We start from the raw sequence: 13,556 nt of genomic DNA, 5'->3' as shown, positions 1-13,556 counted from the left end.
GATAATCGCTATATAAAGCTTTCGATGATGGCCCAAGCTGTATCTTTGCCTTCACCAGTTTCTGCCGAAAAAACAACGATTTGGTCGTTTGCTTCAAGGTCTAATGTTTCACGAATCACCTTTACATGCTTTTGCCACTCTCCCTTTGGAACTTTATCGGCCTTTGTGGCAATAATGATGCAGGGGATTTGATAATACTTCAAAAAATCATACATCATCACATCATCTTCTGTCGGCGGGTGGCGTAAATCGACGATTAATACAACTGCCTTTAACTGCTCACGCGTTGTGAAATACGTTTCGATCATTTTTCCCCAGGCAGCCCGCTCCGACTTTGACACCTTGGCATAACCATAACCGGGAACATCGACAAAATGTAAAAGGTCATTGATTAGGAAAAAGTTCAATGTTTGTGTTTTACCAGGTTTGGAGGAAATTCTCGCCAACCCTTTTCGGTTTAACATTTTATTGATAAATGATGATTTTCCGACATTTGAGCGGCCGGCAAGGGCAAATTCTGGTAAATTACTTTCCGGATACTGTTCTTGTCTAACCGCACTGATTACGATTTCGGAACTGGTGACCTTCATTTCATATCACCTTCTACGAGAGCATGCTTCAGCACTTCATCCAGATGCGATACTGGGATAAATTCCAATTGATTACGAACACTTTCCGGAATGTCGTCGATGTCCTTTTCATTATCTTTTGGCAGGATGATCTTCGTTAAACCAGCACGGTGGGCACCGAGAGATTTCTCTTTTAAACCGCCTATTGGCAGCACCCGGCCGCGTAACGTAATTTCTCCGGTCATCCCAACTTCACGGCGAATTGGTTGCCCTGTTAAGGCTGAAACCAGTGCAGTTGCGATGGTAATCCCGGCAGAAGGACCATCCTTGGGAACAGCACCTTCAGGTACGTGAATATGGATATCATATTTTTCATAAAAATCCTCCGCAATCCCTAGTTCCTTTGCTTTTGAACGGACATAGCTAAAGGCCGCTTGGGCAGATTCCTTCATGACATCGCCGAGTTTACCAGTTAAGACAAGTTTTCCTTTTCCGGGAGCCAAAGCGACTTCAATTTGCAAGGTGTCACCGCCTACAGTGGTATAGGCCAGACCCGTTGCCACCCCAACTTGATCTTCAGCTTCCGCCTGTCCATAACGGAATTTTGGTTTTCCTAAAAAGTCTTCTATTATTTTTTCAGTAACGACAACGCGTTTTTTCTCACCCGAGACAATAATTTTAGCCGTTTTACGGCAGATGGTTGCCACTTGCCGTTCAAGGCTTCTCACCCCAGCCTCTCTTGTATAGAAACGGACAATTTTTAAAATGGCATCATCACGCACTTGCAGTGTATTTTTTGTCAATCCATTTTCTTTAATTTGCTTCGGCAGTAAATGGTCGCGGGTAATATGAACCTTTTCCAACTCGGTATAGCCGGCAATCGAGAATGATTTCCATTCGGTCTAACAATGGACCAGGAATGGTTGCTAAATTATTGGCAGTTGCAATAAACATGACCTTCGATAAGTTATACGGCTCCTCAATATAATGATCACTGAAATTATGGTTTTGCTCCGGATCCAATACCTCTAACAGCGCCGCCGACGGATCGCCACGGAAATCGCTGGACATCTTATCAATTTCATCGAGTAAAAATACCGGATTGATGGTCTCCGCTTTCTTCATTCCTTGAATAATTCTCCCCGGCATGGCACCGACATATGTCCTTCTGTGGCCGCGGATTTCTGATTCATCACGAACTCCGCCAAGCGATACCCGGACAAAATGGCGGTTTAAGGATCTCGCAATCGACCGGGCCAGGCTAGTTTTTCCAACCCCTGGAGGTCCGACAAGACAAAGAATCGGTCCCTTTAAGGAATTGGTCAGCTTTTGAACGGCCAGATATTCAAGAACTCGTTCCTTTACTTTTTCGAGTCCGTAATGGTCTTGGTTTAAAATCTTTTCTGCCCGATCGATGTTGATGTCATCATCCGTCTTTTGGGACCACGGCAGAGAGATAAGCCATTCAATATAATTGCGAATAACCGCACTTTCAGCCGAACTTGCCGGCACCTTTTCATAGCGATCCAATTCCTTCATGGCTGCTTGATAAACATGTTCCGGCATCCCTGCCTGTTCGATTTTTTCGGTCAAATCGGCGATTTCACCTGTTTTCCCTTCTTTATCACCCAGTTCCTTTTGGATCGCCTTCATTTGCTCCCGTAAATAATATTCCTTTTGCGTCCGCTCCATCGACCGCTTGACGCGCTGGCCAATCTTTTTTTCAAGATTAAGCACTTCTTTTTCGTTATGAATGATATTAATCACATAATTCATTCTTTGTTTAACGTCAATTATTTCGAGAATTTCTTGCTTTTCCTTTAACTTGATTGGTAAATGGGAAGCAATAATATCCGCCATTCTTCCCGGTTCTTCAATATCCGTAACCGATGCAAATGTTTCTGCCGAGACTTTTTTCGATAATTTTATGTATTGCTCAAAATAATCGAGCATCGTTCTCATCAGAGCTTGATCTTCGATATCTTTTATTTCGGGGTCCTCATATGTATTGATTTGTACGGAATAGTAGCTGTCTTCAGCTTGAAAAGTTACAATCTCCGCCCGTTTAAGACCTTCCACCAATACACGGATAGTCCCATTAGGCAACTTTAACATTTGCTTAACCCTTGTTAAAGTGCCAAAACGGTATAGATCCTCTTCAGCAGGTTCATCAATGGTGACATCTTTTTGGGTTGTTAAAAATATGATATGGTCATCTACCATCGCTTTTTCAAGTGCCTGTACTGACCGTTCACGTCCGACATCCAGATGTAGGACCATTGTCGGATACACAAGCATCCCCCGAAGCGGTAAAAGTGGGACGATTAATTCCTTCTTATTCGTCAAAGTACTGCACCTCCATTAAGTATGAAAGGAATAGTCCTTGTACAAATTCTATCTTATTTGTTTTTTAGTGTCTATTTTTAACTGATTCCTGTCATTACACGATACTTTTATGTTCCCCAAATTACAATAGAAAAACTCCGGTTTTGTTCAAACCGAAGTTTTTGTGATACCCATTTTCTAACAGCAGACGAAGTTTTTAAATGGATTCTTTTTTGGACAATTCTATCGAGGCCGGAATGACAGTGTTTTTTGCCAAATTATGAACTAAAGCAATTTCAAAAACTTCATTCAGATGGGTCACCGGAATGATCTTAATTCCGCCGATTTCATTTAAAATATTTTGCCTATTTTCTTCAGGAATGATAACCGTTTTGGCCCCTGCTTTTTTCGCTGCCTTAACTTTCGGATAAACACCGCCAACTGGTTTCACATTACCGTGAATGCTTATTTCTCCGGTCATCGCTACTGTATGATCAATCGGGATTTTGTAAATTGCCGAGTAAATCCCCGTTGCCATGGCAATTCCCGCAGATGGACCATCAATTGGCACCCCGCCGGGAAAATTCACATGGATATCATAGTCATTTGCCGGAACACCCATCGATCGTAAAACGGTAATCACATTTTCAATCGACCCGCGGGCCATGCTTTTTCGCCGGATTGATTTCCCTTGCCCGCCAATGCTTTCTTCTTCGACAATGCCGGTAATGTTAATAGTTCCTTTTTCTTTTGCAGGAATTACAGTTACTTCAATTTCTAGCAGCGCTCCAGAATTTGGACCGTAGACGGCCAGCCCGTTAACAAGCCCGATTTGGGCATTGTCTCCGATCATCCGTTCCATCCTAGGTGTCAGTTGGCTGGAATGAATCACCCATTCAATGTCCTCATCCTTAATATAATTTCGTTCTTCGGTAATCGCCAATCCAGCAGCAATCTGAATCATATTGACTGTTTCACGGCCGTTTCTGGCATATGTAGATAAGGTATGAACCCCCGTTTCACTAATATCCATGGAGACCTTGGCGGCCGCCTTCTTGGCAACCGTTACGATCTCCTCCTCGGTTAAATCGCGGAAAAACACTTCCATGCAGCGGGAGCGGATGGCAGGTGGGATTTCACTGGGTGTTCGGGTTGTCGCCCCAATTAAACGAAAATCGGCCGGCAGGCCATTTTTAAAAATATCATGGATATGTGTTGGAATTTGTGTATTTTCCTCGTGATAATAAGCACTTTCTAAAAATACTTTTCGATCTTCCAATACTTTTAACAATTTATTCATTTGAATCGGATGGAGCTCGCCAATTTCATCAATGAACAAGACACCGCCATGGGCATTGGTCACGGCACCCTGTTTCGGTTGGGGAATTCCAGCCTGTCCCATAGCCCCGGCACCTTGATAAATCGGATCATGGACAGAACCGATTAATGGGTCAGCGATCCCCCGTTCATCAAACCGGGCTGTCGTTGCATCTAATTCAATAAAAACCGAGTCACGTTTAAAAGGTGATTTGGGATTCTTCTTGGCTTCCTCTAGCACTAACCTGGCAGCAGCTGTTTTGCCGACTCCAGGAGGACCATATATGATGACGTGTTGTGGATTTGGCCCGCATAAAGCTGCTTTCAATGATTTAATCCCATCCTCTTGGCCGACAATATCTTGAAAACTGGTTGGGCGCACTTTTTCAGATAGTGGCTCAGTTAAGGAAATCGACCTCATTTTTCGTAATTGCTCCATTTCTTTGCGTGATTCCCGATCTATCGATACCTTTTGCGTCCGCTGATTTTTGAGCAAGTTCCAAAAATACAGTCCAATAATGATTCCAAAAAATAATTGGATAAATAATGCAATCCCCGTCCAACTCATCTCTATTCCTCCTGCACAGAAATACTCATTTGATAATAATAAGTATTTCCTGCAGATTGGTGGAATAAACAAAAAAATTAAAAGACCCGGCAAACTACCGGGTCTAAAATTTTGTCCACCTTATTAAGCCGATTTTTCTTCTACAATGACGGTTCCATCTTCTAAAATGAGTTTTGGAACACTGTTATTGACAACCGTATCCTTGGTAATAATACATTTTGATATATCATCACGTGAAGGCAGGTCGAACATAACATCAAGCATAATCGCTTCAATGATGGATCGTAAGCCGCGAGCACCTGTTTTGCGTTCAATTGCTTTTTTAGCAATTTCTTTTAATGCACCCTCTTCAAATTCTAATTCTACATTATCAATTTCAAGCATTTTTTGATATTGCTTGACGAGCGCATTTTTAGGTTTTGTTAAAATTTCAATTAACGCAGCTTCGTCTAATTGCTCAAGGCTGGCGATGACCGGAAGGCGGCCAATAAATTCAGGGATTAACCCAAAGCGTAATAAGTCCTCAGGCAAAACTTTGGAAAGCAGCTCTTTTGAACTAACCTCGTGCTGCTTAATGTCTGAACCAAAACCAATTACTTTCTGCCCTAAGCGGCGCTTAATAATTTGCTCAATACCGTCAAAAGCACCGCCGCAAATAAATAAGATATTGGTTGTATCAATTTGGATAAATTCTTGATGCGGATGTTTTCTGCCTCCCTGAGGGGGAACGCTGGCAACCGTACCTTCAAGAATTTTCAACAACGCCTGCTGAACACCTTCACCGGAAACATCCCGGGTAATCGAAGGATTTTCAGACTTTCGGGCAATTTTGTCAATTTCATCGATATAAATAATGCCCTTTTCTGCTTTTTCCACATCGTAATCGGCAGCTTGGATTAATTTTAACAAAATATTTTCAACATCTTCGCCAACGTAACCCGCTTCCGTAAGGGAAGTCGCATCGGCAATGGCAAATGGGACATTTAAAATTCGCGCCAATGTTTGTGCTAACAATGTTTTACCGCTTCCTGTCGGCCCAATCATGCAGATATTACTTTTTTGCAGTTCAACATCATCAATTTTGCTGTTGGAATTAATCCGTTTATAGTGATTATAAACAGCAACAGATAACGACTTTTTCGCTTGATCCTGACCGATTACATATTCGTCAAGAATTTCACAAATTTCCCGTGGCTTAGGAACATCTTTAAATTCTACTTCCTCTTCTGTACCAAGCTCCTCCTCAACAATTTCAGTGCAAAGTTCAATACATTCATCGCATATATAAACTCCTGGCCCCGCTACTAATTTTCGAACTTGGTCCTGAGTTTTACCACAGAACGAACATTTTAATTGTCCTTTTTCATCATTAAATTTAAACAAACCTTTCACCCCTCAGAACGTTAATCCTTTATTGTTAACGCGATTCCCACAAACGATTATTATCAATTGAATAGTATGTATTTTGCATTGTATCACATTTGGTCAATATACTGAAAATAAAAAGCTTTATCCTAATATGTTTTCATTTTACGGGGATTTCGCGTTTAAAATAAAGGTACTAATTAATCTTAGCCATATTTTTTAAAAATAAGACTTATCATGCATGGAATTATTAATTCGCTCTTGAAAAGAATTTTTCCTGCTTGTTGTTAAAAATGTTCCCTACTCTAATTATAATATGTAATTCAAAAAATACATAAAAGAAAACTTCACTGCTGAACAGGTCTGAAAGACGATTGATAAAATGCTGTAAAATACCTAAAGAATTCCGAATGTAGCAAAAACAAGGCACGACTAAAAAATCGTGCCTTGTGGTACATTAATGTTTACTTCTTATTTTCAATAAGAAAGTCTACTGCCTTTTGAAGTTTAAGGTCTGATTTAATGCCTTCCACTCCACCAAGAGCTGCCTTAATGTTATCAACGGTCATATTGTACATTCCAGCCATTTTTTCCAACTCGGCATTCACATCTTCATCCGTTGCTTCGATATTTTCAGCATTAGCAATGGCTTCTAATGTTAAGTTAATTTTCACTCGTTTTCCAGCTTCTTCTTTCATTTGCTCGCGTAGAGCCTGCTCATCTTGACCTGAGAATTGGAAGTAAAGCTCAAGATTCATTCCTTGCATTTGCAGACGTTGTTCGAATTCTTGCAACATGCGGTTGACTTCGTTTTCAATCATCACTTCAGGGATATCAACTTCAGCATTGTCTGCTGCCTTTTCCACAAGTGAATCTTTCAGGTGATGTTCAGCTTCGTGCTTTTTGCTGTCTTCTAAACGGGTTTTGATTTTTTCTTTTAATGCATCTAATGTTTCAACTTCTTCATCGACATCTTTTGCAAATTCATCATCTAACTCAGGAAGTTCTTTTGCTTTGATTTCGTGAACAGTAACCTTGAATGTTGCCGGCTTTCCTGCAAGCTCTGCTGCATGATATTCTTCAGGGAAGGTCACTTCGACGTCTTTAGATTCGCCTGTAGCAACACCAACTAACTGCTCTTCAAAACCAGGGATGAATGAATTAGACCCAAGTTCTAATGAATAGTTATCAGCTTTGCCGCCTTCAAACGCTTCGCCATCAACGAAACCTTCAAAGTCGATGACAACTGTATCGCCATTTTCAGCAGTGCCTGCTTCTTTTACAACAAGCTCTGCATGACGATTTTGCAGTGATTCAAGTTCTTTTTGCACATCTTCGTCTGTAACGGTAGTGTCTAATTCTTCAACCTCAAGACCTTTATAGTCACCTAATTTCACCTCAGGTTTAACCGTTACAGTTGCTTTGAAAATTAATTCTTTGCCTTTTTCTATTTGCTCAATGTCGATTTCCGGACGATCAACTGGCTCGATTCCAGTCTCATCAATCGCATTGCTGTATGCATCTGGAAGAAGAATATCCAAAGCATCTTGATAAAGTGATTCTACACCAAAGCGCTTTTCAAATAATGCACGCGGTATTTTTCCTTTACGGAAACCAGGTACATTTACTTGCTTAACCACTTTTTTAAATGCCGCATCTAAGCTTTCGTTTACTTTATCGGCACTTACTTCAACTGTAAGTACGCCGCGGCTTCCTTCTAACTTTTCCCATTTTGCAGTCATACTGTTCCCTCCAACATCTATTCTCATTTCATTCGTAACGAATTAAATTCAGGAATATGTCTTGTTACCAAGTCATGTCCTAGTTTTTTACTGTAATATGACCTTTTTTACACAATGCAACCCCTACATTATACCATAGGTTTTGTTTCTTTCAACAGCCTTGGCTAGAGATTGGGGTAAGAAATTTCTTCGATTCGCTCGACCTGCCTGATTGCCTGTTCCATTTCTTCGGGTTTGACATCATATTCCTTAGCCACTTCAGTTTTTTTCGATTGAAATCCATGGTATTCCTCTGCCAGAAAATGAAAGGCAGCTGCCCAGGCAAATGCATTAGCTGGCTCCAATTCCATCGGATAACTAATGAAGAAAATCCGTTCTACTAAGGTGATGATATTTTGATATAGAACGGGATTCCGGCTTTCAAGATGATTTTCCAACGCAGCTTTGACCTCGAGCATTTTTGGCTGCTGCCTAACCTCCGGAAGCTTGACCGGAATGACATTTTTCCTGACTTCAAATTTATTGACAGTTACCGGGCTGTCAATTTCCTGCTCTTTTAAAAGGGTCAATAAAATAGTTTTAAGAAAAAAATTTCCTGTTTCCGCCCTTAAGTATTCTGCAATTTCTTGGAAGTATGGTCGAATATTTTTTTCAGCAAGATTTGAAACTAAAAGCATTTGTTCATTTACACCATTAAGTGAAAAAAGATTTAGCTTTTGCGGGTTATTTTCTTCTTTCTGCTGTTTTCTTTCTACTGCTGGAGCAGGGTTCTGGAGCATCTTCTTGCTAAATTGGAGAATTGTTAAAAAATGATCAAACTTGTCAGGCGGAACTTCTTTTTCATCCAGTAATAGTTCTATAGTGGTAATAATTTCTTCGTACTCGTGAAGCTGGATCAGCACTGTCAGATATAAATCCACCATTTGAAAATAATCGCCAACCCCTTTTCGCAATATCTCCTTGGCGATCTCCCTGGCTTTTTCAAAGGCAGATGCTTCGAAATACGCCATAACAAGCCCGATTAAAATTTCATCATTATCGGGGTCATATTCCCTCGCAAGCTCAAGCAAATCAATCGCATCGGAAAATTTTTTATTGTGCAGATTTTCAATGCCTTTGCTAATTAACCTCTTTTCAAATCCCGGAAAAAATATTACATTATCTTTTCTTTTTAGCGTTTCCCGCTTCTTCATCATATTAATCCGTCCTTCGGCCTGTTGATGTCCATAAGTTTAGCATTAATAATGGGAAAAAGGAAACCAATCCTATACTAAAATAAGTACAAAAAAAACTCACCTTAATAGGCAAGTTCAGATGTCTGGTATGTAGGATGGCGTCCCAGGAGAGGTTCGAACTCCCGACCGTACGCTTAGAAGGCGTATGCTCTATCCAGCTGAGCTACTGGGACGTGGTATCTATTTATCAAAGACAAGATTTATTATATTATCCTAATATCTAAAAGTCAACAGTGATTTCATATTTTTTCATGAATAGGGGGGAGAGGATTCTCCCCTTTTCTATTTTAGCACAAATCCGCGGGCCAAGCTTGGGAGTTCGCGACCGTTTACTTCATAAACTTTCATGGTTACTGAATCGTTGTTTAACTCCAGAATAACATATGTTTTATCGAAATGGCCGCGCGGGAGGCGAATGCTGCCTGGATTGACAAATAATGTTCCATCCACTAGCTCAGCCCCCAACACATGCGAATGGCCAAAGCAAACGATATCAGCGTTTACTTCCTGAGCCTTGAATTTTAATTTCATTAATGAAGACTTTACCGAATAATGGTGACCATGGGTAATAAAAAACTTTTTACCAGCAACATTGGGGAAAAGTTCTAAGGGATAATCACCAAAATCGCAATTCCCAGCCACGGTAAGGTACCCGGTGATCGCTTTATGGTCAGGCATCAACTGGGAATCCCCGCAATGAATGAAGAGGTCAACTTCCTGTGAGTGCCTTTCTCTAATAACCTCCAGTTCCTTTGTTAAACCATGGCTGTCACTGACAATCAGCACCTTACACATGATTGTCACCTCTTTCTAAGAGTGAATCCAGCTCGGCATCCAATTTTTTTAAAGCATTGGCACGGTGGCTGATTTTATTTTTTTCATCGGAGGTCAGCTCTGCCATTGTCCCACCTATTTCAGGAAGGAAAAATATCGGATCATAACCAAATCCGTTTTTGCCTCTGCGCTCCTCGAGAATTTCTCCTTCACAGGTGCCAGACACCGTGAAAGTTTCCTGTCCCGGTACGGCGAGAGCTAATGCACAATAGAATCTTGCTGTCCTTTTTTCTTTCGGAACATGAGTTAATTCTGATAGCACTTTATCAATATTGTTTTCGTCATTTTTCGGCTCACCAGCATACCGGGCTGAATAAATTCCTGGTCTGCCACCCAAGGCATCAATTATCAAGCCGGAATCATCGCCCATCACCATTTTATTTAATGCTCTGGAAACGGTCTCTGCTTTTAATATCGCATTTTCCTCAAAAGTCGAACCCGTTTCTTCCACCTCAGGCAAATCCGGGAAGTCAAGTAAAGTCCTTATTGTGATGCCTCTCGGTGAAAAAATATGTTCAAATTCTCTGGCTTTGCCGGGATTTTTCGTTGCAATAATGACTTCTTTCATGGCTAACTCCTTTATTTCCTTATAAAATATATTTTAACAGGCGCGAAATAGGCAATTGAACAAATATATCTGCCATTTTTACTGACTTATCTGCAATAATCAGTATTATATCTGCAGTTTCAGCCAATTATCTGCAATTCTCTTAACCCACCCTATTTCTTCCGTCGCTCCTCGATTTTTTTCATTATTTCTGCTCCAAGTGCGTTCTTTTGGTACTCGAAAAGTTCGACAAGGCCTCCTTGAGCAGCCTGCAGCAAGCCTTGAAGCTGCTCATAGGAAAAAGTTGATTCCTCGCCCGTTCCTTGCAATTCGACAAATTCACCGCTGCCAGTCATCACGACATTCATGTCCACTTGAGCTTTTGAATCCTCAGCATAATTTAGATCAAGCACGGTTTGATTATCCTTTAAAATTCCGACACTGGTTGCGGCCAAGTAATCAATAATTGGAAATCTTGCAAGTGACTTTTTCTCAGCTAATGAATTTAACGCCAGACTCATCGCAACAAATGCCCCGGTAATCGAGGCGGTTCTTGTGCCGCCATCAGCCTGAATCACATCACAGTCGATCCAAACAGTTCGTTCTCCAATCGTGCCAAGGTCAACCACTGCACGTAAGGCGCGGCCAATCAGGCGCTGAATCTCCATCGTCCTTCCAGAAACCTTTCCCTTAGACGATTCCCGAATATTTCTTGTTTCGGTAGCCCGCGGCAGCATCGAGTATTCAGCGGTAATCCAGCCCTTGCCTTCTCCTCTCATAAAGGGTGGTACCCGATCCTCGATACTGGCTGCACAAATCACTTTCGTATTGCCTACAGATATAAGCACCGAACCCTCCGGATGCATTAAATAATTGGTTTCAATATGTATCGGTCTTAATTGCATTGGTTCTCTTCCATCTATACGCACAATGCTTCCTCCTTCATTTCAAGACGCATTTTCATTAAATAAGAAAGAGGCGGCTTACCAGCCAACCTCCTTTCACAGTCCTTTATATAGTATAACAAAAATCTCCTTTTAAAAACTACCGGTGTTTACTTTTTCTGGACGTGTTACAGGCTCTGAAAGATTCTTCCCTTGATCACTCTTGATCTCAGCCTTACCATTTACTTGAACCGCTACTTTTTCAATTCCTTTTTGTTCGGTTAAAGTAAGAACCAAGGCATCTAATAAATGTTGGGAAATCACCTTTTCCTCAAAGCTGCCATAGACATTCTTATTAAAATTTAAGGTTACTTTCCCGTCCTCTACTTTCGGCGGATCCAAAAGCTTTACATCCGACATAAATTCAGATACGAGATTTGATTTTTCACTAGGCCCTTTCACCAATTCCGTCACAGCCGCAGCAATATTATCCTTTTCACTGTTGCTGACTCTTCGTGTAACCGGAACATAATAATAGGAACCTTCTTCACCGCCGATAAAATAAACCGTTACAGGCTTTGTATTGGTAATATCCACTACATCAGTCAAATCAAAATTGATTCCCGCAGCCCTGGAGAGGTTTTCACTAATAGGGGTTCCCTTGACTGGCATTTGCGTTAAGGGGTGGCCATTCAGTTTCAGCTTAACTGAATTGATATTATCAAACTGCGTCAATGTCCAAGTTACTGATTGAAGAATTCGCTGTTCATCCTCTGGCTGGTAGTTCTTAAATTCCTTTGAAAAATTAACGGTTGCTACACCATCCGCTACATCTACCGACAGGTCTGTTCCTTCAGGCAATACAGCTTTAAACCCATTTGGCAGACTCTCCGCAACAGGACCATTAACCACTAGATAATCAAGCGCTTGTTTTGCCACCGATTTGGTCGCAGGCAAATTAAGGGTTTGCGGGACAACATAGCCGTTTTTATCAATCAGGTAAAGTTCGGTCTTCACTGTGTTTTCTGTGTTTTTTGCTGCGGTTTTTTTACTTTCTTTTGGATCCGCAACTGATATAGTTTTTGGCGGATCAATTTTTTGTTTTGTTTCACCGCCAAGCAAGCCGCACCCTGACAACACAATTGCAGAAGTAAGAATCGTGTATCCGAGGATTTTCCCTTTATGTTTGAGCATATTTTTCCCCCCAAAGACAGTTTGTACTATCATGTATACGAGCCTATAAAAAAATTAGACCGTCTTTAGAAAGAAAAATTAATGTTGTTGATATCGAAAGAGTAGTAAAAACCAGAACCTCCTTTTAATCAAAGGAGGTCCTTCTTATAGCTTAATCTTTTTTACCTGGTTGACAGGAAATTGTGGCCCGAGCCATTGGGAAGCAATTTTTGAAAAAATCCACGTTGAACCGGTTGTATAAAATTCATGAACCGGCTGATCATCATCAGTATCCAGCCGCCCATTATATTCCAAAATGGCACTTACCTCCCGAGCCGTTTCATCACCTGAGCTGATCACCTGTACCTTTTCCCCCATTTCCCTTTGTATTAGTGTGCCAAGTAAAGGGTAATGGGTACAGCCCATGATCAACGTATCTAAATTTTGATCGATTAACGGCTTTAACGCTTCACTAACGATTTTTTCAGCAATCGGTCCATCATATTCGCCGCTTTCAACTAGCGGAACAAATTTGGGACAGGCCTGACTTTTGATATAAAGCCGGCTATTTAACGATTTTAAAGCTTTTTCATAAGCCCCGCTTTTCACAGTTCCTTCAGTTCCAATCACACCGACCCGGTAATTCTTTGTTCGCTTAACTGCTGCCCGGGCTCCCGGATTAATAACACCCAGGACCGGAATCGGAAGCTCCCGGCGAATTTCCTCAAGGGCCGCTGCCGTCGCCGTATTACAGGCAATGACGAGCATTTTAATATTTTTTTTTAATAAAAAATGAGTTAATTCCCATGTAAATCTTTTTACTTCCTTTGCTGTTCTTGGACCATAGGGACAGCGGGCGGTATCTCCCAAGTAGATTATTTGTTCATTCGGAAGCTGCCGCATGATTTCTTTTGCAACTGTTAGTCCGCCAACACCGGAATCTATTACACCAATTGGTTGTTTCAAAACTTCTCGCCTCATTTAAATTCTTGAAATA

General features: G+C 41.1%; 10 protein-coding genes, 1 tRNA gene and 1 pseudogene. All 12 read right to left on the bottom strand.

The features are described 5' to 3' along the window. Positions 1 to 8: 8 nt before the first annotated feature. Complete coding sequence (gene yihA, locus RCG24_RS01040) at positions 9 to 590, bottom strand: ribosome biogenesis GTP-binding protein YihA/YsxC (RefSeq protein WP_308078095.1); 582 nt, start codon at positions 588 to 590, stop codon at positions 9 to 11. After that, positions 587 to 2,915: pseudogene (lon, locus tag RCG24_RS01035) on the bottom strand (endopeptidase La). Before lon ends, yihA begins: the two are co-directional and overlap by 4 nt. A gap of 196 nt (positions 2,916 to 3,111) precedes the next feature. Further along, on the bottom strand, positions 3,112 to 4,779 hold the full coding sequence (gene lonB, locus RCG24_RS01030) for an ATP-dependent protease LonB (protein WP_202652241.1): 1,668 nt from the start codon (positions 4,777 to 4,779) through the stop codon (positions 3,112 to 3,114). A 123-nt stretch (positions 4,780 to 4,902) separates the two neighbouring features. Then, positions 4,903 to 6,162 (bottom strand): ATP-dependent protease ATP-binding subunit ClpX, encoded by a 1,260-nt coding sequence (gene clpX, locus RCG24_RS01025; protein ID WP_308078094.1) that lies wholly within the window; start codon positions 6,160 to 6,162, stop codon positions 4,903 to 4,905. A gap of 446 nt (positions 6,163 to 6,608) precedes the next feature. After that, the gene (gene tig, locus RCG24_RS01020; protein WP_308078093.1) at positions 6,609 to 7,886 is read right to left on the bottom strand and encodes a trigger factor; all 1,278 of its coding nucleotides are present in this window, start codon (positions 7,884 to 7,886) and stop codon (positions 6,609 to 6,611) included. Between the two features lie 164 nt (positions 7,887 to 8,050). Beyond that, positions 8,051 to 9,082 (bottom strand): tetratricopeptide repeat protein, encoded by a 1,032-nt coding sequence (locus RCG24_RS01015; RefSeq protein WP_308078091.1) that lies wholly within the window; start codon positions 9,080 to 9,082, stop codon positions 8,051 to 8,053. 135 nt (positions 9,083 to 9,217) lie between these two features. Beyond that, a tRNA-Arg gene (locus tag RCG24_RS01010) sits at positions 9,218 to 9,294 on the bottom strand. Positions 9,295 to 9,403: 109 nt separating this feature from the next. Then, complete coding sequence (locus tag RCG24_RS01005; protein WP_308078090.1) at positions 9,404 to 9,916, bottom strand: metallophosphoesterase family protein; 513 nt, start codon at positions 9,914 to 9,916, stop codon at positions 9,404 to 9,406. Next, positions 9,909 to 10,523 carry an XTP/dITP diphosphatase gene (locus RCG24_RS01000; protein WP_308078089.1) on the bottom strand — a complete coding sequence of 205 codons (615 nt, stop codon included), beginning with the start codon at positions 10,521 to 10,523 and terminating at the stop codon, positions 9,909 to 9,911. Before RCG24_RS01000 ends, RCG24_RS01005 begins: the two co-directional genes overlap by 8 nt. A 152-nt stretch (positions 10,524 to 10,675) precedes the next feature. Then, positions 10,676 to 11,431, bottom strand: a complete 756-nt coding sequence (gene rph, locus RCG24_RS00995) for a ribonuclease PH (protein WP_308078088.1) — start codon at positions 11,429 to 11,431, stop codon at positions 10,676 to 10,678. 108 nt (positions 11,432 to 11,539) lie between these two features. Further along, complete coding sequence (locus RCG24_RS00990) at positions 11,540 to 12,580, bottom strand: GerMN domain-containing protein (protein ID WP_308078087.1); 1,041 nt, start codon at positions 12,578 to 12,580, stop codon at positions 11,540 to 11,542. Between the two features lie 144 nt (positions 12,581 to 12,724). Beyond that, positions 12,725 to 13,525 (bottom strand): glutamate racemase, encoded by an 801-nt coding sequence (gene racE / locus RCG24_RS00985; protein ID WP_308078086.1) that lies wholly within the window; start codon positions 13,523 to 13,525, stop codon positions 12,725 to 12,727. Positions 13,526 to 13,556: the final 31 nt, after the last annotated feature.

It is taken from the genome of Neobacillus sp. OS1-32 (assembly GCF_030915425.1).
In the GTDB taxonomy this organism is placed as follows: domain Bacteria; phylum Bacillota; class Bacilli; order Bacillales; family Cytobacillaceae; genus Neobacillus; species Neobacillus paridis.
This window is presented reverse-complemented; position numbering and strand designations above follow the sequence as displayed.